This is a genomic window from Lysinibacillus capsici, assembly GCF_003367505.1.
In the GTDB taxonomy this organism is placed as follows: Bacteria; Bacillota; Bacilli; order Bacillales_A; family Planococcaceae; genus Lysinibacillus; species Lysinibacillus capsici.
Map to the genome: position 1 here is coordinate 1 of NZ_PXXX01000031.1, position 20,742 is coordinate 20,742.

Below are 20,742 nucleotides of genomic sequence, written 5' to 3' on the forward strand. Positions count from 1 at the left end.
CAACCTCCCGGTAGTTTGATAGGTTTTAACCAAAGATTGAATGAAAATTATCATCTAAGAACTTTGCCATTTGAACTGCATGAAAAGACCATTTTTCACCTGTTACTTTTGGGTAGAACAAAACCTCCGTTTTTCACACTAGTATCTCTTTAAATCTCGTTGGAAAAAGAATATTAGCTTTTATCCATTCATGTTGACCAATAAACCCCACTTAATTTTTCATGTCTCAATTAATCAAGTTCTACTTTCCTAGTTGTGCTGTTGTAAACTCGATTACCACACTCCATAACTACTAAATTCATTTCTAAATCTCTTCAAATAGTTCATTCCACGGAACACCTAGTTCTTCACCTAATAACTTTGCTTCTGAAATAGTAAAGTCCATTTCTTGTCTTTCTTTTAACCCATATGTGACACGATGAATGTTTAGTTTTTTTGCTAACTCACTTTGAGTTCTTTTTTCATTTTTGCGAATTGCCATTAAACGGTAATACATAATATCTACCCCACCTTTAAATTTTAAATATAATATTTTATCAATTAAAACAAAATATGATAAAATTTTTATCAAAAATGATAAAAAAATTGACATTATGCATTTTATCTTTTATATTGTATATAGATAAAAAAATTATCAACCATTTTTTGGAAGTTGTTGTGAAATATTCTTCTACTAGTTTTTCTAAGTAATTATTATACTGAACATTAAGTCCCTGCCAGGTAAAATGTTCCATTTATAATCATTCTTAAATAAATAGTAGGAATTCCTAAATTTAATGATGTAACTTTTTGTGTTTCTTTAGACTTTCCTCATGCAGAAAGAACACTTCATATGTTTGATATAAGTTTCACCTCTCTTATGTATCTCCGATTATATATGATATTTTTTTTATCGTCAACAAAAATATTGATAAAATTTTTATCAAAGGAGTTTTTAATATGACATTAAGCGAAAGATTAGTATCTTTACGCGAAAGTAAAGGTCTTACTCAAGTAGATGTTTCCGAAAAATTAGGAATAAAAAGAGCAAGATATAATGCTTGGGAGCAAGGCTTATCTCAACCAAATATCGAAATGCTTAAATCTATCGCGGAGCTTTATAATATATCAACAGATTATTTAGTTGGTAAGAGTGATATGGTTAATGCAGAAATTGAACGTATGTCTTTAGATTCCGACATTAGAGTTATCCAACGAGCTGCATTAGAAATGACACCTGAACAAAGAGAGAAAGCAATCGAAATGTGGGATGTTTTATTTAAAGATGTTATTTCTAACGCTAAGAAGCAAGAAGGTGTAAATAACTTTGACAAAAACAGAGAAGAAGATTGATTTCGAAAAGGCAAAAAGAACCGCAACAGATCTCTTAGAAATTCATGAAGTTAATGAATTCCCAATAAATATTTTTTCAATATTTGAAGAATACGACAATCTTAATGTAGTTACTTATAAAGAAATTATGAATAGTTGCGGATTAACTAGACAACAAGTTATTAAAAATTGCAAAAGTACAGAAGGAGCACTGAGTTATAATGTTAATTTGGACGAGTATATACTCGCTTATAATGAACAAATAACTAATACAAGACCAAAAGAGATGATTTATTGGACTTTGTGTCATGAATTCGGGCATTACATTTTACAGCACAATAAAGAAAAAGGTGTTGAAATGATAAGTAGAAGATTATTAGAGCCTACAGACAGAGATCCCTTTGAAACTGAAGCTAATTTTTTTGCTCGTTTTTTCCTTACACCTCCTTCAATTATTGTTGCAGCAAACATGAATGATGCTAACAAGATTTCCTCTTATTTTGGCGTTTCATATACTTCTGCAAAGATAACAAGAAAATACATTACTGATAGTATGAAAAAAGGAATTATATTTAGTATCCCAGATATTTTAAAGTCGTGTTACTCAAAATTCATTAAACGTATTAATTATGGTAAAACATGTGTTAAATGCAATAGTTATTTTGAAATAGAAAATCTTAAAAACTGTTCGATTTGTAATGAAACAGTCTTCAATAAATATAAAAAAGGGGATAATCCAATGACGAAATATATTGGAATTAAAGTAGACCATAATGGTAGAGCTAAGTCTTGCCCACGTTGTCAAAATGAAGATTTAGATTACGACGGAAATTTTTGTAATGTTTGTTCAGCATATTTGGTAAATGAATGTGCAGCTATATATGATCATAATCCATTTGTGGAACAAGAAGAGCTTTTAGTAGATTCTTGTGGAACAACATTATCTGGGAATGCTCGTTATTGTCACAAGTGTGGAAATCCTTCAACATTTTTGAATAACAACTATTTAAATGCATGGAATTATAGAAAACCTATAATGAGCGATTCACATTATTAAAATACAAATACATATTTAGGGCTGAGTAACTTCTAGGATATTGTAGTACATAAAAAAGAGGACGAAATTTCGTCCTCTTTTTTTCCTATATATCCATATTATTCAGCGGATTATACTTATCATTTTGTTCATGTAAAGCAGTTCCCCACAATGCCAAATATTTTTCTGTCATTGAAAGCGATGTATGTCTAAGAATCTTTTGTAGTGTAAATACGTCACCACCATTCAATAAAAACTTCTGAGCAAAGGTATGTCTAAATGTATGAGCGGAAAGTCGTATGTCTTTAAAATTCATTACTTCTTGTAAATTCTTGAATACACCCTTTGTCGCTTCGTATGATATTTGTTCACCGTTTCTATGCACAAAAACAAATTCTACTTCATCATCAAAATATTTCTCATAATAAAGTTTCAAATCCATTAATTCTTTATATAATTTTTCAGTAAGTGGTACTGTTTCTAATTTACGATTCTTACCAAATATGCTGATATGCCTGATACTCACATCTGACCATCTTAATCCTCGCATCTCTCCTAAACGTATACCTGTTCCAAGGAGAGTTATAATCATTGCAGTATTCCTATAAGCTGTGAACTCATGATCTTTACGTTTCATACGTCTATAGTATCGTAACATCTGTCTTATATGCGCGTCTGTGAAAACTTCTATTCGTTCATCTGTTTGTTGTTTCTTTAATTTTAAACATGGATTATGTTGTAAATACTCATTTTCAATAAGGTGATTAAAGAACGCTTTAAGATTCTTTACCTTATTGTTAATTGTATTAGGGCCATTGCCCTTTTCGTTCTTACAATATGTTAAATACAATCGTAATGAATTCGCAGTAATGTCTGATACATCCTGTATACCGTTTTCTCGTAACCATAATTGAAAACCTTTGAAAAAACTCTTGTAATTAATTAAAGTATATTCACTCGCATTCATCATTTTTCTTTCATCCAAAAAATCTTGAATTGCAAATTTTATCAACATTAAAACACCTTCTCCAATTTATTAGATAATCAGAAAAGGGTAATCTACTTGTACATATTCCTGAAATCGCTCTAAACGTTGTTATATCAACCTTTTAGAAAGACCTTACTGTTTGATTCCTCGTAGGTTTATGGTGTGTACTCGTAACAGGCAGGTATCCTGACTCATGATCATCGCTTCTTTTCTCCTTCCCGTCCAAAGACAGTGGATACTGAAAAGTCGCTCACATTTACAGTTGCGGGACAGTGTCGGATTCGCACCGACTTCCCTTTTAAGCAAATTGCACGCAATTTACACCTATTACTACACGCTATTCAGTTGTCATAGGAATCGAGTGTACTCCACATTCCTATTAGATTACTAAAATCAATTGTAAAGTAGTGTTTTTCTAAAGTCAAATATCACAATATTTTCCAAACTACTAATAAAGTTATAGGGGGATATAAAAAAAGGTGAACTGCGTATTTTTTATCTTTCATTGACTTTATAATGAAAGATAGTGTACTTCTAATAGTGGAAGGATGAAAAATATGAAAACAAGTCAACAATTAGTAACGAGTAATTTAGAGGAAAAAATGAAACTATTTACTCGAGCCGTTTCTGGACAAATTATAGAGGAAGCTCATTTTGTCATAGCCAATACGAATATTCCAACTGATACATTTAATTTGTTAGTAGCGAAATCGCCTATAATTCATAAGGAAAATCATCTTAAACAAAGGATTAATCATTTCATTGTGAATAAACTTCCCTTCAGCACATGGGTGGATGCCAACTATCTAAGCGATGATTGGCTACAGCTGATAAAAGACTGCAATTTACAGGAAGCTGAACGAAATATGATGATGAAGCTTGACCATACACTTCACACAGGTCCACGAATTTCCAATTATCTTACCATCACAGAAGTAAGTAACAAGGAAGAGCTTCTACAATATAAGGAAGTTTTTCTAAGTTTATTTGGAGAAACAGCAGAAAGAGATGCATTAGAAATTTACTTTCATCAATTCTCACAGGAAAAACTAGCATCAAATGCTCGCATGTTTATTGGTTGTATAAAGGAAGTACCTATCGCTACGGGATTATTAATCGACAGTAAACATAGCTATGGGATTTATGATGTGATGACAAAAGATGCGTATAGGGGCAAGGGTTATGGCAGTGAGATGTTTCAATTCCTACTCAGTCAAACAATCGATAAGCAAAAGCCCGTAGTCTTACAGGCATCAGAGGATGGAAAAAATATTTATAAACGCTTCGGGTTTAAAGAAGTCGGAGAAATGATTGTATTTGAATAAAACTTCGCCAAGGCGCTCTTATTTACACTTGACAGTATTTTCGAGCTTACCGTAATCATGAAGCCGATTTAAAATCCCTTACACCGCCCCCTTCCTGGCACGACAGAAAAGCCTCGCAAATCTGCGGGCTTTTGGTTGTGCACACGTACTATTAGCACCTTCATTACGTCCCCAAAACATACTGTGCTAAGACGCTTTGCACCTTATAAATATTTGTCGCCTTATTGAAGTTTTTTTGAATCGGTAATGGACTGCCAGACACCCATATTTTAAGCTCTGCATCTAAATCAAATGTTCCAGCTGTTTCGACTGAAAAATGAACGATATTTTTATAGGGAATGGAATGATACTCTGTTTTCTTGCCAGTCACTCCTTGCTTATCAATGAGGATCAATCGTTTATTGGTAAAAATAAACGTGTCTCTAATAATTTTATAGGCGTTCTTGACTGTCTCGTTTGGAATTAATAAATTATGGACCTCCTCCTGTAGTTTTTCTAAATTCACCTCGCTTGCATTGCCGATCAATCCATCAAATAAGCCCACTATCTGTCCCCTTTCGCTCTCGTTTATTTAATGTATTACAAAAAAGTGAGAGCTACGACAGGAAATGGTGGTATTATTTAGCCTATAGAGGGGGTGAGTGGTTGCGAATAATGATAGCTGCCTTAGTGTCTCTACTAGCCGTTGTTTTACTAGGATGTAATGAAAAACCAGATGATAAATTAGCTAAGGTCAGCATTTCTATTGGTGCTAAATTTAACAAGGTGAACACTGATTTTTTTAAAGAATATACGGATGAAGAAGCACTTACACTATTCCAACAAGCCATTGCAACAACAGTCAAAAACGAGGGTGTTGTCAATATGGCTTCGCCAGAATATGATGTACAAATAGTGGACAAGGCAGGAAACAAATATCGCTATCATCTTTGGTTAGGTGATAAAGGGCAAAACAGTAGTTTGATGCATGTCGAGGATACGCATACTATCTACACAATATCTGAGGAGTTCACTGAAAAATTAGCTGCGCTAGTTCACTCATAAAAAAAACACTTCCCATTCAAAGGAAGTGTTTTGCCAAATCAATGATCCATTGCCTGAAACAGCATTTTTGCATAGCTGTCCGTGAAGGTAAAGCCGTTATTCTCTTTGTTGCTCTCATCAACAATGGTTCCAGCCTTCATCACATAAATGCGATCGCATAAATAGGAAACAGCCTTTAAGTCATGAGAGATAAAGAGAATGGCCATTGCCCTTTCTTTATTCAAGGTCTTTAATAAATCAACGATTTCTCGTTGAATCAAGCGATCTAGGCTTGAAATAATTTCATCACATACGATTAATTGTGGCTCGACCAAAAGGGATCGTAATAAATTAACTCGCTGTTTTTCTCCGCCACTTAGCTCAGAGGGCAAGGCATGTAAGATATCTGTGGGTAGCTTGACCTTCTCCAGCATGGTCTGTAAATAGGTGTCCGTTATAGGTTGCTTATGCTGAAGCGGCTCTCTTAATAGGTCCCTTACAGTCCACACGGGATTTAAAGCGGCTGTTGCATTTTGAAAAATAATCTGGCAGTTGTCATAAAAAGCTGCGCGACGATGCTTGGTTATTGGTTGCTGTTGAAAGTATACTGCCCCTTTTTCAGGAGCTTCTAGCTGCATAATTACTTTGGCCAATGTGCTTTTGCCACTGCCACTTTCTCCTACTAAGCCGACAATTTCCCCTTTTCCTACAGTAAGATGAATATGATTTAATATTGGGCGTCCCTTTCGATAGCTTTTACAAATATTGTGAACCTGAAGTAACAAAGCCCACACCTCCTCCTAAAAATGATGCGCTACTAGCTGCCTAGTGTATGGATGCTTAGGCTGCTCAAAGATTTCTGTTACTTGCCCTCGCTCCACAATTTCTCCATTTTTCATGACGAGGATAAAATCCGCGATGGAAGCAGCTACATCTAAATCATGGGTAATTAAGAGTACGGTTGTTTCTAGCCGTGTATGAAGCCTTTTCAATTGTTGAATAAATTCCTGTTGATGCAGCATATCTAAGGAAGAGGTTGGTTCATCCGCTAATAAAACAGCTGGCGCCAGATAGAGAGCACAGGCAAGCATACAGCGTTGTAGCATCCCTCCTGAAAGCTCGAAGGGATAGCGCTCCAACACATCTGCTGGTAAATGTAAATCCTGTACAATATGCTTCATTTTAGCTAGAAATACTGCCTTTGTCTGCCCCATCCGTAAGGCCGTTAATCCATACAATTGCTGTTTCATTTTTTGCGTTGGCGAAAAGCTATTAGCAGCATCCTGAAAAATCGTAAAGAAGTGCCTTTGGCGTAGTACAGATTGATCCTGTTTTGCTAATTCCACTATATTTCTTCCATTAAAAAAGATTGAGCCTTCAACTGTTGCTTGCGCTGGAAGCATGCCTAGAATGGCAGAGAGCATGGTGCTTTTTCCACTACCGCTTTCACCTATCATCACGGTAATCTGACCTTTTGGCACCGTAAACGAGAGATCGTTCAATATAAATTTTTCGTTTATTCGAACAGTAACATGCTCTATTTTAAACATGGGTCTGTCCCCCTCTCTGCTTAAATCTACTACCAATAGCTTGCACGCATAAAATCGTTACGAAAATGAACATCCCAGGAAAAAGGCCCATCCACCAAGCCCCGACAAGTAAATCATTTTGTGCCGTATAGAGCATCGTCCCCCACGATGGAATGGACGGTGGAACACCGATACCTAAAAAGCTTAAGGATACTTCCGTAAAAATAGCACCAGCAAAATTAAATATCGTCACGACAAAAATGGCGGGAAGACTATTACGCAATAAATGACGAAAAAGAATCTTCCACAGCGGCGTGCGGAACATCTTCGCCATGTGGATAAACTCTAATTCCTTCAACCGGATAAATTCAGAGCGCACGATACGGGCAGTGACAAACCAGCCTGTGCACCCCATAATCATTGCCATGCGCCATACACTTCCTTGCATAATCGCTTGAAGAGCAAGCACAATCACTAAAGATGGAATTGTTAAAAATGCCTCTAGTATACGCATCATCACTGCATCAATAGCTCCACCGAAATAGCCACTTATACCGCCATAGATAATGCCAATTATGCTGGATAGAACAACCGATAACGTAGCGATAAAAAGGGTCACTCTACCACCAACGAGTAGGCGGGAAAGAACATCTCTACCTAGTTGATCTGTGCCAAGGAGGTGTGTTCCATTAGGTGCTTCATAAATATGATTCATATCCATCGCGTTTGGCTCAAAAGGCACTAACCATGAGGAAAATAGGGTGAAGCCTACTAAAAGACCAAGTATCACTAGCCAAAAGATGAGCATTTTTTGCTCTTTTCTCATACGATTCCCCCTCTTCTTAAGCGGGGATTGAGACAAATCATGAGGACATCAATCACAAATAAACAGATAACGACTACTACGCCAGTGATTAAAATGGCACCCATCAGCACAGGAAAGTCCTTTACCATCACTGCTTTCACTAAAAGCTGACCTAAGCCTGACCAGCCAAATAATGTTTCAACCACGATGGATCCTCCAAAAAATGATGGGATGGTCACACCGACATAATTGATATATGGAATAATGGCATTGCGTAAAATCATCTTACGAATAGCTCGCTCTGGTACTCCGTTGGCACGTGCCACCTCTACATAATAACGATGCTTCTCTGCCTTCACATTTTCCTGTAAAAAACGTGCGAATACCCCGACATGTGCCAGTACAAGGACCGATAAAGGAAGAACCATATGGTATAGTCGGTCCACAAGGCCGCCATCCCCTCGTACATCCTTCATCCCCGATGAAGGAAACCAGCCTAGTTGTACAGAGAACACCATGATGAATAAAATGCCAAGCCAAAATGGAGGGATGGCTGAGCTAGCAATACTTACAAAGGAAAGTCCGCGATCTAATAACGAACCCTCCTTCATGCCTGCCTGTAAGCCGAGCCATGTTGAGGCAATGGCTACGATGCCTAAAGTTCCAACAACGAGCTGTAATGTATTTGGTAAACGTTCTTGTATAATTGTCGCTACTGGTCTGCCTTCTTTTGCCGAGTAGCCTAAATTTCCTTGCATCGCTTCACGGAGCCACACACCATATTGATAGAGTATCGGTTGATCCAGACCAAAAGCTGTTTCAATGCGTTCTTTCTCCGCTGTCGATAACGTTTGGGCATTGCCACCATAATACGCTGCAGCTGGATTACCAGGAGCCGCATGCATCAGGAAAAAAGAGAGGAAGCTCACGATAATGAGGACAATTGTCCCCATTATCACGCGCTTCCCGATCCATTTAGCGATCATGCCATTTCCACTCCTCGACATTCCATAGGAAGCCTGCCCCATGATGACCTAAAATGCGCTCTTTGACGCCACTAATCTGCTGATTAATACCATACACAGCATCCACATAGGCAAAGTAGGCGAATGGTGGATCTTGTGCTAGCTCCTCCTGTAATGCCCCATAGACTTCCTTACGTTTTTCAGGATCAACGGTTGTACGCCCCTCCTCTAGCAATGCATCCACTTTCGGGTTGTTATAGCTACCATAATTGTAGCCAGCACTTGTGAGACTGGATTCACCAGAATGGAAGAGACTATACGTATGATGGTCAGCATCATATGGGCTTCCCCAGCCAACCATAAAGGCTTCTGTTTCTTCAATGACAATATTGCTCCAATCGAGTGCAGCTACTTGCACATCTGCCCCAATCTCTTTATAGCCTTCTGCCACATAATTAGCCATGTTCACACGCACTGTGTCAGTAATAGGTGCCGTAATAGTAAACGCTAATTTTTGACCATCCTTATAGCGGAAACCATCCTCAGCTAGTTGCCAGCCCGCTTGGTCGAGTAGCTCGTTTGCTTTATCAAGGTCATATTTATAATGCTCAATGTTGGCGTTTACAAAGGCATGCTTTTGTAGCGGTGAGTATGCTTCTGTACCGTATCCATGTAAAATGCCTTTGACAATACCTGCACGATCTGTCCCATAGCTAATGGCCTTGCGAACAGCAACGTCTTGCCAAATAGGATACTTCATATTAAAGAGAACACCACGATAATCTGCTGATTCCACCTCGTATAGCTTTAAATGCTCAACCTTCGATAGCTCCTCTACCTGATTCGGGTCTAGTAACGCTATATCGACCTCACCCGATTTTAGCTGGAGCGCACGCACATTACTATCGGGGATAAATTTAAAAATTACTTTCTCGATAGAAGCTTTTGTGCCAAAGAAAGATGGATATGCCTTTAGTGTCAGGCTTGTCCCTTTATCCCATTGTTCAAACATATACGGACCCGCACCGATTGGCTGCTGGTTAAATGTAGCGGTTCTCATCTCTTGCCCCTCAAAGGCATGCTTTGGTAAAATTGGCACCGTTAATTTGTCTAATAGCGGTGTAAATGGCTCATCTAATTGGATAGTCATCGTCATGTCATTGACCTTTTCCATTGACACAACATGGCTAAAATCAGACTTTAAATATGAACCGTTTGCATCATCCAAAATACTGTTAATGGTAAACATAATATCGTCCACCGTTAATGGGTGCCCATCATGGAAGGTTACATCCCTGTGATTCGAAATGGTATAAGTCATCTGGTCATCTGATATTTTAATACTTTGAGCAATATCATTGATGGGTACATTATGCTCATCAAAGCGCATCAGACCTCTAAATAAAAAGGCATCTAAATTGGTTTCCTCCAAAAGAGGATTTAAGCCTGCAAACTCAGACTCTGAGGCAAAAACAAGCTCATTTGCCTGGGCAGATGATGTAGCTGTCGGTTGTTTCTCTCCTCCTTGATTAGACGAGCAGCCCACAAAAACTACCGCTAGCACCATCAAAAGTATCAATACGGAAAACTTTTTCAATTTACTATCTCCTTTATCACAACAGAAATTACAGCAATGCTGCGATGTACTCGAACATGCGGTTTATTTCTTTGTGAAGTGTTCGTTGCTCCTTGGCAAGCCATCTACAATGAATGGCTTGATCTGTCAATTTTGTCACACTCGCCTGAAAGGACTTTTCCTGTTGGATTTGATCCTGTAAATCCCTTATTGGAAGTTTGTTAACCGATGGAGAGACAATCCACAAAGAACCAATATAGCGTGCCTTTTCAAGCAAGCCGATTTCGGCAAAATTCATCTCCTGCGGCTTAAACTGCAACGAGTCATAAGCTATCAAAGTATCCTCTACATAGATCTTGTATTTGGATTGGAATGTTTGATAGTCAAAGATTTCTCCTCGCATTTCTCTACCTGGAGCAACAATTTCTCCCCAGATCAATGTCGAGCTTTCCTTCATACGAATGGTTGTATGTACCTGAAATTTTGCTCGTTCAAATGGAATCGTCACTTCAGGGAGCCATTCTAATCTCGCCTGCTCTGCAAGTTCCACCGTTATAGCTTGTGTACAAAACTCACCATTGTGAGAAGGGTAAATTTTTAATGCTGATTGTTGCTTTAGCTTCACCTGACTATCTGGCGCTAGTGTAACCGTAATTTCATTGCGATCTCCCGCAACCATGCCCCCTGAGGATTCCATGATAAAAACGGTGGCTGCTGGATGATTGCCTTCGTATAGTTCACGACTGGCCTTTAATGGGGGTTGCTGGTACACATGAACCAGTCGTGTATAGCCCCGTCTCGGTTCAAAGGCCATCTCTAATTTGCCAAAATGATTAACTTTGCTAGGGTTAAACATCTTCTTCAACTGCTTCGGCACCTTCAAGTAACAAATGGTGCTGAATCCATTCAACCACCTTATCTACATTTGTTTGGGAGCGAACATCCGCAAAAATATATGGACGTCCACTACGCATTTTTTTCACGTCTTGATCCATGAGCTCCAGATCAACCCCAACATGAGGAGCTAGCGAAGTTTTATTAATTAGCAATAAATCTGAACGTGTTAGCGCTGGACCACCCTTACGTGGGATGTCCTGTCCTTCTGCCACATCAATGACATAAATATAGCCATGCACGAGCTCAGGACTAAATGTTGCCGATAGATTATCGCCACCGCTTTCAATAAATATAATATCTAAATTAGGAAAGCGCTTATTCAAATCATCAATGGCAGCAAAATTCATGGATGCATCCTCTCGAATGGCTGTATGTGGACAACCACCTGTTTCTACTCCAATAATTCGCTCCTCTGCTAACACACCGTTTGTGATTAAATACTGCGCATCTTCTCTTGTATAAATATCGTTGGTAATGACAGCTACGTTGTAGTGTTCATGCATTACCCGTGTTAATTGATCGACTAAAGATGTTTTGCCTGATCCAACAGGCCCACCGATACCAATACGTACTGGTTTCATGTATATCCTCTCGCTTTCTATGAAATAAATAATCTCGAAAATAAAAACTCATGCTTCATGGACGCCAGTTCAATACCTAGTGCATTATTGGCTAGATCATCCATTGTTAACGTCAACACCGTTTCGGCTGCTTCCTCCACAGGGGCTAATAGCTCATGTAATGCTTGCACACCTGTATTTTGACCAAAGGGTACAGCACGGACAGCATTTTGCACTAAACCACTAATTGATGCGTACATAAAGGTCATGATTGCATGAAAAACGTTCACACCTAGTGCTTCACAATAAATCCCATAGAGAACTGCATAATGGCCTTTTACTTCTTCATGGTCAATCTTCTCTTTCCATTGCAATAAAAAAGGACTCTCCATTAGAGGGGCTACTGTTCGCATAAATTGCTTCCCTACATTGACACTAGCATCTCTAGATTCTTTCGCTAGCTTCATTGCCCCACAAAGTTGGTCGAGCTCAATAAGATGAGCAACATCTCTTCTTTTAGCTGCATGGAATGCCTCTTGAATAAGAATTGCATCACCGTAAACTACATTGTGAAATAAATAGACCTGACAAAACTCAACTAATTGTTCCTTTGTGCGAATGATATCTTCCTGAATATACGTTTCCATACCATAGGAATGTGTATAGGAACCGATTGGAAATGCGGAGTCATGAATTTGCAATAATTGTAATAAGGATAAATTAGTGAGCGTGTCCACGGTATTTGAACGGTTGCTTGAAGCGTCGTTCAGTTGTTTCATAGTGCACCCCAATTTCATCTAATAATGGATTAATCGTATGATCTGCTCGTACGATGATTTCATTGTTTGCAATCAAGCTAGGAGTATGACGGTTGCCCAATTCAAAGGCAGCTTTCCCCATTTCATACATATCTTTTGGTGTAATGACGATAACTGGCTCCAATTTTGTACGAATTGCAATTCGTCGTTGCTCATCCTCGAATAATAGGTCACCATATTGTAGAGGCTCTTCACCCTCTATACGTAAAGCGATATCTGTTCCTTGATCCGTTGCTGTGCGAAGAATGCGTTTGCTTAATTCCTCCCACTCTAGCTCAATCCATTCCGTTGCCTTTTGTGGATGTTCTTCTTCATTCGCTATATTGCCAATAATTTTTTCTATTAACATATGGTTTAGCTCCTCTTTTTCTTTGTATTCGCTGTTACACTCATATCATGTGCTTAGAATAAGAAATAGCGTTGTGCCATTGGAAGTACATCCACTGGCTCACATGTTGCTAGCTCCCCATCAATTTTCACTTCATAGGTTTCTGGATTAACATCAATCTGCGGAGTGGCATTATTAAGCTTCATGTCAGCTTTACGAATATTTCGGCAATTTGAAACCGTGCCAATCATTCGTTTTAGGCCTAATTTTTCTGGCAAGCCTTCTTCCACAGCAATTTTCGGTAAAAATGTCATGCCGCAATGCTGTGGTCCTTGACCGTAGAAGCCATATGTTCGACGGCCTTTCATTGGCTGTGGTGTAGGAATGGAAGCATTTGGATCACCTGTTATGCCATACACAGCAATACCAGCCTTAATGACAACTTCCGCCTTCACCCCAAAGAACGCTGGGTCCCATAGGACAATATCCGCTAATTTTCCTTCTTCCAGCGAGCCTACTTCATGGCTTATGCCATGGGCAATAGCTGGGTTAATATTTAGTTTTGCTATATAACGCTTAACGCGATAATTATCGTGATCCTTGCCTTCATCCTGTGGTAATGGACCACGCTGTTTTTTCATTTTGTCTGCTGTTTGGAACGTTCGGATTGTGACCTCACCAACACGTCCCATCGCTTGTGAATCGGAAGACATGATGCTCAAAATCCCTAAATCCTGCATAATATCTTCTGCTGCAATTGTTTCTGGGCGTATGCGTGAATCTGCAAATGCCACATCCTCTGGTACATCATGCTTTAGATGGTGACAAACCATCAGCATATCTAAATGCTCATCAATCGTGTTTGTCGTAAACGGTTTCGTAGGATTCGTCGATGCTGGCAAAATATTAGGTAAGGATGCCATCACTAATTGGTCTGGAGCATGACCGCCACCCGCACCTTCCGTATGGAAAATATGAATGACACGGCCATCAATCGCATTGATTGTATCTTCTACAAACCCTGCTTCATTCAATGTATCGGAGTGGAGGGCAACTTGAATATCATATTCATCTGCCACCGATAGACTTTGATCGAGTGCAGCTGGTGTGGCACCCCAGTCCTCATGTATTTTCAACCCGATCGCACCTGCACGAACCTGCTCGATAATAGGCGCAGGATCAGATGCACTACCCTTTCCAAGCAAACCAACATTGATGGGGAATCCCTCTACAGCCTGTAGCATGCGATGCAGATGCCATTCACCAGCCGTTAAGCTTGTCGCTTTTGAGCCTGCTGCTGGACCTGTTCCACCGCCTATAAATGTCGTTGTCCCTGCTAATAATGCTGTTTCCACCTGATCAGGGCTGATGAAATGGATATGCGTGTCGATTGCTCCTGCTGTTGCAATAAGCCCTTCGCCTGCATAAACCTCTGTTCCCACACCTATGATCATATCCTGATTCACACCATCCATACTGTTCGGATTGCCTGCTTTCCCTATACCGATAATGCGACCATCTTTGATACCGATATCTGCTTTTACAATCCCTGTATAGTCGATAATCATAACATTGGTAATAACTGTATCCAGCACACCTTCATTGCGTGTATTTTTACCATTTTGCCCCATTGAGACGCGTAGTGATTTACCACCACCAAAGACCCCCTCATCACCGTATGAAGTATAGTCCTTCTCAATTTCAATCCATAAATCCGTATCGGCTAAACGGACTTTATCGCCCACAGTGGGGCCAAACATTTTCGCGTAAGCTTCATGTGTTACCTTCATTTTTCTTCCGCTCCTTTAAAGCCACCTTCAATTGCCTTGTCCAAAATTTCGTCCTTATGGTGGGTAGAGCCCTCTGTTAACATATTTAAGCCAAAGACATGTTGTTTACCACCAAATTCGACAAGCTCCACCTCTTTTTCTTCCCCAGGTTCAAAACGCACGGCTGTACCTGATGGAATATTGAGGTGCATACCAATCGCATCTTGTCGATTAAACGCTAGAAATCTATTAACCTCAATAAAATGAAAATGGGAACCTACTTGTATCGGGCGGTCACCTGTATTCGCCACCAATACCTTTTTCGTCGCTCGTCCCACATTGATTTCAATCACTCCGTTTTTCGGTCGAATTTCTCCAGGAATCATCCACAAACACTCCTTTTACTGAATTGGACGGTGAACTGTGACCAGTTTCGTCCCATCTGGGAATGTACATTCAACCTGCACATCTGAAATCATGTCCCCGACACCTTCCATCACATCTTCCGCTGTCAGTACATGCTTGGCATCACTCATAAGCTGTGCTACCGTTTTACCATCTCGAGCACCTTCCATAATAAAACTGCTAATTAGAGCGACAGCTTCTGGATAATTCAGCTTTAAGCCCCGAGCTTTTCTTTTCAGCGCAAGTTCTCCTGCCACATGGAGGAGTAATTTTTCTTGTTCAACTGGTGATAGCTTCAATCCAATCTCTCTCTTTCTTTTATTCAGAATTATCTTTCAATAATATTTTTTCGAGGCATGACTTCCTTTCAATTTTTTGTAATGGTCTTACGATTCAGTTTTAGTTACATTTAGTTGTTGTCTTACAAATTATAATTTCGCAAGGGATATGCGAAGAGAAATAGAAATGACTTGTTGACCCGGCGAGTGCGGGTTGCAATAGTTGAAGTGAGTAATAGAGGTAACAGCTAGTCCATTATAAGAAACTCGATTAGAAAATTCAACATTTTTATTTATCTGTTAATTTACAAGTTTACGAAATAAATAATAAAAAAAGAGGCATATTTTACAGAAAATTGGTCGTCTGTAAAAAAGCCTCTTCTCGAATGTGTGACAGGAAGATAAAAATTATACTAAAAAACTTATAAAATTATTAATATGTGATAGTTATTTCAGGGCTAAAAAATCTTGAAAATATCAATTTCTTACCTAGACATGAAATTGATTTGTTAACTTTTGTAAGTTATCCGCTTGGACACTTAAATCCTGTGTGACATGATTAACTGCTTGCATTGAGGCTGTTTGCTCATCCATTGAATGTAAAACAGCTTCTGTATAATTCGATAGCTTGCCCATGCCAGCTGCGATGGTTGTCACAGTGGATGCCACTTCATTGGCGCTACTTGAAAGCTGCTCAGCTGTCGTCGAAATATCCTCCAGCTGACTTGTCATCTGACTAACATGCTGTGAAATTGTGCCAAATGATTTTGTCGCTTCGTCAATGACATACACTCCTTGTTGAACATTTTTCAAATCATCTTCTACTGATGAGGCTACTTGTTTTGTATCACTTTCTATTCCTACAACTAAATCCACAATTTGCGTAGCAGAGTGCTTTGATTGTTCTGCTAATTGACGCACTTCTTCAGCTACAACGGCGAAGCCTTTACCATGCTCCCCAGCGCGTGCTGCTTCTATGGCCGCATTTAATGCTAGTAGATTTGTTTGATCTGTAATGGTAGTAATCATATCTGTCATTGATTTAATATCTGACATTTTAAGGGATAATTGCTGCATCAATCCACTTGTTTTTTCTGTTGAAGAGGAAATAAATTGCATTTGCTCTTTTGCCACATGTAAAATATTTGCACCATTTCCTGCTATCTCGCTAGCATCTTTCGCATGCACAAACACATCTTGTGTGGCTACTGTAATTCGCTCAATGCCATCAACGGTTTCTTGCATAGATTTAGCACTATCATTAGCCGATTGTGCTGCTTGCTTCAAGCCCTCTGACGTCTTCTCCATTTGTTGATCTACTTCTTCCACAGCAAGCGTAATTTCATTCGTACTCGCAGATAATTCCTCGATGCTTGCTGATAAATCTGTAGAGCTGTGCGCAATTTTTTGTGTCATTGTTCGTAATTGTTCCTGCATCTCTAAAAAGGATTGTGCTAGTTGAGAAATTTCACCATTATCACGAACCTCAATGACAACGGTATCTAATTGACCTGCCGTAATTCCTTGTGCAGCCTCTGTGATTTGTTTGATAGGCTGTATCACTTTGTAGTGGACATACACTGTGTAAGATAGTGTAATAACAATTCCTACAATCGTTAACACGGTAGAAAACCAATCTAATGTCGTTACATTGGCTAAATCGATAAATAAAATAACGATCATTAAAACATTTAAAACGGAAAAGCCAAGTAAACTCTTTTTTCGTAAACTCATTACAAATTCCCCCAACTAAAATATGTCTTCCATACCATTATTATAGTTGAATAATCCTAAAATACATAAGGATACGCTCTATTTTATATGAGAAAAGGTCTACAAAAAAAAGACTATAGACAGCCTTTTAGGGCATGTCTACAGTCCATCATTGCTCGTTTTATTTTAATTTCATGATACTAGAACCCGCAATACCTGGGTGTGTCATTTCATATGGATCTAAAATCAAGTCTAATTGTTCTTTTGTGAGGACGCCTTCTTCAATGCAAAGCTCACGAATTGAACGACCTGTTAAAATAGCTTCACGTGCTAGACGAGCAGCTACTTCATAACCGATGTGAGGGTTAACTGCTGTTAGCACGCCTACACTTTTTTCTACATATTCTTTCATGCGCTCTTCATTTGCTTCAATATCTTTTAAGCAGTTTTCTGTAAACGCACGGAATACATTATTCATAATGCTAATCGATTGGATTAGGTTGAACACTAATACAGGCTCCATTACGTTTAATTCTAATTGACCAGCTTCCGATGCTAGAGAAATTGTATGGTCATTCCCAATTACTTGGAAGGCTACTTGATTCAGCACCTCAGGCATAACTGGGTTAACTTTACCTGGCATAATTGAAGAACCTGGTTGACGAGCTGGTAACAGGATTTCTCCTAAGCCTGCGCGAGGACCAGAAGCCATTAAACGCAAGTCATTAGCAATTTTAGACATATTAATCATACAGATTTTTAAAGCGCCTGATACTTCTGTGTAGGCATCTGTATTTTGTGTTGCATCCACTAAATGCGTTGCACCTTTTAATGGTAAACCAGAAATTTCAGCAAGATGCTCATCAACAGATTTAATGTAGTCTGGGAAGGCATTTAAGCCTGTTCCGACAGCCGTTGCACCCATGTTCACATCATATAAATTCGGGCGAGTTTGACGAATGCGTACGATGTCACGGTTGATCACGCGGCAATAAGCTTCAAACTCTTGTCCTAAGCGGATTGGCACGGCATCCTGTAAATGCGTACGTCCCATTTTAATGACATGAGCAAATTGCTCTGCTTTTTGATGGAAAACGGATTGCATATAATCCATCGTTACTAATAATTCATCTATTAAATTTAACACAGCGATATGAATAGCTGTTGGGAAAGCATCATTTGTTGATTGTGACATATTGACATGACTGTTTGGGCTTACTGTGTGATAGTCACCTTTTTCTTTCCCTAAAATTTCTAGGGCACGGTTAGCGATGACCTCATTGGCATTCATATTGATGGATGTACCTGCACCACCTTGAATTGGGTCTACAATAAATTCAGCATCCCATTTGCCATCAATCACTTCTTGCGCTGCTTCGACAATTGCCTCACCAATTTCTTTTGATAATAGGTGTACTTCCATATTACTTAATGCAGCTGCCTTCTTCACAATCCCCATTGCTTTAATAAGTGATGAGTGAATTGTGTAGCCTGTAATTGGGAAGTTTTCCGTAGCACGTAGTGTTTGAATTCCGTAATACGCCTCTGCTGGTAATACGCGCTCACCTAAAAAATCTTTTTCTATTCGTTGTGTTGACATTATTGTCGTCTCCTTTTATGTAATACTCACACTTGATAGTAGCTAATAAAAGTCGTATTGTAAACAGTCATTTTTCTGTAAACGAAAAAAATCCTTCAAAAAAGCAAAAAAATCACAAAAAACCGAGCGCATTTCCTACGCTCGGTTGCATTTTATTATTTATTTGACGTTACTGTGAAACGGCTATTAACGTGCTGTGGGTTTTCTAATTCATCGACGACAGCCACTGCGTAATCGGCATAGCTGACATAGCTTTCCCCCGCGTCATTTACTAATAAGTGGTCGACTCCTGCGGTATAGTGACCTGTACGTGGTCCTTCTGGATCGAAAAATGCAGATGGACTAATAAATGTCCAAGTAATGGATGATTGTTGTAAATCCTGTAGGTTTTGTCCTTGATATTGCGCTGTTGCTAAATACATGGCTGGGAAATCTGGTGTATCCATCACACGCACTTTTTTCTCTGGGTCCACAAATAGGCTGCCCGCTCCCCCTACAACCACTAATTTTGTAGGAATACCTTGGAAAATCGAGATCAAATGACGACCCGCTTTGACATGTAAATCTTCTTGTCCAGCTGGAGCACCGAATGCATTGACAACGACATCGAAGCCTTTTACATCATCTTGCGTCACATCAAACACATCTTTTTCAATTACTGGAATAGCAGCTGTCATTTTTGCTGCTGAACGAACGATGGCTGTGACCTCATGACCACGTTGTACCGCTTCCTCTACTATTTTTTGTCCAGCTTTTCCTGTTGCACCAATTACGGCAATTTTCATGATTTATTCCTCCTAAGGTTTAGTTGTAACCATTTTAGTTACAGGTTAGATACAAGAAGACCATCTCCGTCTAAGTACGAAGCTGATCTAGCACATCCTGTAGCGTCTGTGCTTGTAATTGCTCTTCCATTGCCAGCCACACAGATGTATAGACACCCTCTAATGTATGCTTGATTTTTTGACCTACTGCACACGCTGGATTGGGCTCATCATGAATGGCAAATAACTGCTCTGGCCCATCAATTGCCTGATAAATCGCTAGCAGTGTTAAATCCTTTGGCTCTACTAATAGCTCATAGCCAGCCATGCCAGAATGAGAAGAAAGTAAGCCAGCTTTTTTTAGCACACCAATCATTCTTCTTACGACTACTGGATTGGTATTCACACTTCCAGCTATAAAATCGGACGTAAGGAGACTTTTATCAGAGGTTGTAGCAATGAGCGAAAGAATATGGATCGCCACCGAAAATCGACTGTTCACCATATGTATCACCACCTGTTGTAACTATTATAGTTACAGGTGCAGAAAAAAGTCAAGCCCTGTCACCTGTATATATTGTGCCCCGTTATGCTGTTGCTAATGTATCGCTTATATTTTTTTTACGTAAATGACTAATTCCTGTCGTATTTGACCGTTGTCCTCATAAAAATCTAAATTATGAAATTCATATTTAAAGTGACCTACAGGAAATGTCACACTTTCTCCTTGCGCTGCTGCCAAAATGCCTGCTACATCTTGTGACACCATATGTAGCAGCTCTTCCCCAGAATAAGAATCGATAAAAATAATGTTCATAAAAAACACCTCCATAGCCATTATAGCTTAGGAGGCGCTTACATTTATAGTGTATCTTTATAACCTTTCAAACGAATCTCTTCGATGATTTGCATCATTTCTTGAATTTGCTGCTGCGACAATTCGATCTTGTTACAAGAATATGCATGTTGCACAGAACCCATGCTTTGTTCTGGCTCGCTTTGCTGTCGATCATATTCATCTACTAGAAGTACCATTGTATTTTTCACAACTA

At 39.1% G+C, this 20,742-nt stretch carries 26 protein-coding genes and 1 riboswitch; of the genes, 4 read left to right on the forward strand and 22 right to left on the reverse strand.

Going from position 1 to position 20,742, the window contains the following annotated elements:
- Nucleotides 1–25: 25 nt before the first annotated feature.
- Together C7B89_RS23565 and C7B89_RS22070 are read right to left on the reverse strand one after the other, a co-directional pair.
- A complete protein-coding gene (locus C7B89_RS23565; RefSeq protein WP_425269304.1) occupies nucleotides 26–121 on the reverse strand; it encodes a DUF771 domain-containing protein in 96 nt (31 codons plus the stop codon).
- Between the two features lie 183 nt (nucleotides 122–304).
- Nucleotides 305–496: a helix-turn-helix transcriptional regulator gene (locus C7B89_RS22070; RefSeq protein WP_158539210.1), complete on the reverse strand. Its 192-nt coding sequence runs from the start codon at nucleotides 494–496 to the stop codon at nucleotides 305–307.
- Between the two features lie 443 nt (nucleotides 497–939).
- Here C7B89_RS22070 and C7B89_RS22075 point away from each other — a divergent pair, with 443 nt between their 5' ends.
- The gene (locus C7B89_RS22075; protein WP_115674599.1) at nucleotides 940–1,332 is read left to right on the forward strand and encodes a helix-turn-helix domain-containing protein; all 393 of its coding nucleotides are present in this window, start codon (nucleotides 940–942) and stop codon (nucleotides 1,330–1,332) included.
- Nucleotides 1,307–2,368 carry an ImmA/IrrE family metallo-endopeptidase gene (locus C7B89_RS22080; protein WP_115674600.1) on the forward strand — a complete coding sequence of 354 codons (1,062 nt, stop codon included), beginning with the start codon at nucleotides 1,307–1,309 and terminating at the stop codon, nucleotides 2,366–2,368. Before C7B89_RS22075 ends, C7B89_RS22080 begins: the two co-directional genes overlap by 26 nt.
- 85 nt (nucleotides 2,369–2,453) lie before the next feature.
- On the opposite strand, the gene C7B89_RS22085 is transcribed toward C7B89_RS22080, so the two are convergent.
- Nucleotides 2,454–3,362 (reverse strand): tyrosine-type recombinase/integrase, encoded by a 909-nt coding sequence (locus C7B89_RS22085; RefSeq protein ID WP_115674601.1) that lies wholly within the window; start codon nucleotides 3,360–3,362, stop codon nucleotides 2,454–2,456.
- A gap of 132 nt (nucleotides 3,363–3,494) precedes the next feature.
- A riboswitch (cobalamin riboswitch) is annotated at nucleotides 3,495–3,678 on the reverse strand.
- Between the two features lie 214 nt (nucleotides 3,679–3,892).
- On the opposite strand from C7B89_RS22085, the gene C7B89_RS22090 reads away from it, so the two are divergent.
- On the forward strand, nucleotides 3,893–4,660 hold the full coding sequence (locus C7B89_RS22090; protein WP_054549244.1) for a GNAT family N-acetyltransferase: 768 nt from the start codon (nucleotides 3,893–3,895) through the stop codon (nucleotides 4,658–4,660).
- A 163-nt stretch (nucleotides 4,661–4,823) separates the two neighbouring features.
- Here C7B89_RS22090 and C7B89_RS22095 read toward each other — a convergent pair whose 3' ends face one another.
- Nucleotides 4,824–5,204, reverse strand: a complete 381-nt coding sequence (locus C7B89_RS22095; protein ID WP_048395723.1) for a PH domain-containing protein — start codon at nucleotides 5,202–5,204, stop codon at nucleotides 4,824–4,826.
- Between the two features lie 110 nt (nucleotides 5,205–5,314).
- On the opposite strand from C7B89_RS22095, the gene C7B89_RS22100 reads away from it, so the two are divergent.
- On the forward strand, nucleotides 5,315–5,704 hold the full coding sequence (locus C7B89_RS22100; protein WP_244205761.1) for a YhfM domain-containing protein: 390 nt from the start codon (nucleotides 5,315–5,317) through the stop codon (nucleotides 5,702–5,704).
- A 38-nt stretch (nucleotides 5,705–5,742) separates the two neighbouring features.
- Here the strand turns inward: C7B89_RS22100 and C7B89_RS22105 are convergent, their stop codons facing one another.
- The 18 genes from C7B89_RS22105 to C7B89_RS22190 all read right to left on the reverse strand — a co-directional run bounded on the left by C7B89_RS22105 (nucleotide 5,743) and on the right by C7B89_RS22190 (nucleotide 20,737).
- Nucleotides 5,743–6,477 carry an ABC transporter ATP-binding protein gene (locus C7B89_RS22105; protein WP_244205756.1) on the reverse strand — a complete coding sequence of 245 codons (735 nt, stop codon included), beginning with the start codon at nucleotides 6,475–6,477 and terminating at the stop codon, nucleotides 5,743–5,745.
- A 6-nt stretch (nucleotides 6,478–6,483) separates the two neighbouring features.
- Nucleotides 6,484–7,233: an ATP-binding cassette domain-containing protein gene (locus C7B89_RS22110; RefSeq protein ID WP_054549247.1), complete on the reverse strand. Its 750-nt coding sequence runs from the start codon at nucleotides 7,231–7,233 to the stop codon at nucleotides 6,484–6,486.
- Nucleotides 7,226–8,038, reverse strand: coding sequence for an ABC transporter permease (locus tag C7B89_RS22115; protein WP_054549248.1), 813 nt, complete (start codon nucleotides 8,036–8,038; stop codon nucleotides 7,226–7,228). The genes C7B89_RS22110 and C7B89_RS22115 overlap by 8 nt, the downstream gene beginning before the upstream one ends.
- Nucleotides 8,035–9,003 carry an ABC transporter permease gene (locus C7B89_RS22120; RefSeq protein ID WP_048395731.1) on the reverse strand — a complete coding sequence of 323 codons (969 nt, stop codon included), beginning with the start codon at nucleotides 9,001–9,003 and terminating at the stop codon, nucleotides 8,035–8,037. The genes C7B89_RS22115 and C7B89_RS22120 overlap by 4 nt, the downstream gene beginning before the upstream one ends.
- Nucleotides 8,993–10,579, reverse strand: coding sequence for an ABC transporter substrate-binding protein (locus C7B89_RS22125; RefSeq protein ID WP_244205757.1), 1,587 nt, complete (start codon nucleotides 10,577–10,579; stop codon nucleotides 8,993–8,995). The genes C7B89_RS22120 and C7B89_RS22125 overlap by 11 nt, the downstream gene beginning before the upstream one ends.
- A 28-nt stretch (nucleotides 10,580–10,607) precedes the next feature.
- Nucleotides 10,608–11,414, reverse strand: a complete 807-nt coding sequence (locus tag C7B89_RS22130) for an urease accessory protein UreD (RefSeq protein WP_115674604.1) — start codon at nucleotides 11,412–11,414, stop codon at nucleotides 10,608–10,610.
- A complete protein-coding gene (gene ureG, locus C7B89_RS22135; protein ID WP_054549250.1) occupies nucleotides 11,407–12,036 on the reverse strand; it encodes an urease accessory protein UreG in 630 nt (209 codons plus the stop codon). Before ureG ends, C7B89_RS22130 begins: the two co-directional genes overlap by 8 nt.
- Nucleotides 12,037–12,053: 17 nt before the next feature.
- Nucleotides 12,054–12,794, reverse strand: coding sequence for an urease accessory protein UreF (locus C7B89_RS22140; protein ID WP_244205759.1), 741 nt, complete (start codon nucleotides 12,792–12,794; stop codon nucleotides 12,054–12,056).
- Nucleotides 12,736–13,182 carry an urease accessory protein UreE gene (locus C7B89_RS22145; RefSeq protein WP_048395740.1) on the reverse strand — a complete coding sequence of 149 codons (447 nt, stop codon included), beginning with the start codon at nucleotides 13,180–13,182 and terminating at the stop codon, nucleotides 12,736–12,738. Before C7B89_RS22145 ends, C7B89_RS22140 begins: the two co-directional genes overlap by 59 nt.
- Before the next feature lie 53 nt (nucleotides 13,183–13,235).
- Entirely contained in the window at nucleotides 13,236–14,951 is a 1,716-nt protein-coding gene (ureC, locus tag C7B89_RS22150) for an urease subunit alpha (protein WP_054549252.1), read from the reverse strand.
- Nucleotides 14,948–15,316 carry an urease subunit beta gene (locus C7B89_RS22155; RefSeq protein ID WP_016992588.1) on the reverse strand — a complete coding sequence of 123 codons (369 nt, stop codon included), beginning with the start codon at nucleotides 15,314–15,316 and terminating at the stop codon, nucleotides 14,948–14,950. The genes ureC and C7B89_RS22155 overlap by 4 nt, the downstream gene beginning before the upstream one ends.
- Before the next feature lie 15 nt (nucleotides 15,317–15,331).
- Entirely contained in the window at nucleotides 15,332–15,634 is a 303-nt protein-coding gene (gene ureA / locus C7B89_RS22160) for an urease subunit gamma (protein ID WP_036080666.1), read from the reverse strand.
- A gap of 468 nt (nucleotides 15,635–16,102) precedes the next feature.
- On the reverse strand, nucleotides 16,103–17,347 hold the full coding sequence (locus C7B89_RS22165) for a methyl-accepting chemotaxis protein (protein ID WP_115674606.1): 1,245 nt from the start codon (nucleotides 17,345–17,347) through the stop codon (nucleotides 16,103–16,105).
- Nucleotides 17,348–17,507: 160 nt separating this feature from the next.
- Nucleotides 17,508–18,926, reverse strand: coding sequence for an aspartate ammonia-lyase (aspA, locus tag C7B89_RS22170; protein ID WP_004230240.1), 1,419 nt, complete (start codon nucleotides 18,924–18,926; stop codon nucleotides 17,508–17,510).
- Between the two features lie 155 nt (nucleotides 18,927–19,081).
- On the reverse strand, nucleotides 19,082–19,711 hold the full coding sequence (locus C7B89_RS22175; protein WP_115674607.1) for an NAD(P)-dependent oxidoreductase: 630 nt from the start codon (nucleotides 19,709–19,711) through the stop codon (nucleotides 19,082–19,084).
- A gap of 70 nt (nucleotides 19,712–19,781) precedes the next feature.
- Nucleotides 19,782–20,195 (reverse strand): Rrf2 family transcriptional regulator, encoded by a 414-nt coding sequence (locus C7B89_RS22180; protein WP_048394490.1) that lies wholly within the window; start codon nucleotides 20,193–20,195, stop codon nucleotides 19,782–19,784.
- Between the two features lie 105 nt (nucleotides 20,196–20,300).
- Nucleotides 20,301–20,507, reverse strand: a complete 207-nt coding sequence (locus C7B89_RS22185; protein ID WP_115674608.1) for a thymidylate synthase — start codon at nucleotides 20,505–20,507, stop codon at nucleotides 20,301–20,303.
- A 44-nt stretch (nucleotides 20,508–20,551) separates the two neighbouring features.
- The gene (locus C7B89_RS22190; protein WP_048394492.1) at nucleotides 20,552–20,737 is read right to left on the reverse strand and encodes a hypothetical protein; all 186 of its coding nucleotides are present in this window, start codon (nucleotides 20,735–20,737) and stop codon (nucleotides 20,552–20,554) included.
- Nucleotides 20,738–20,742 lie beyond the last annotated feature (5 nt).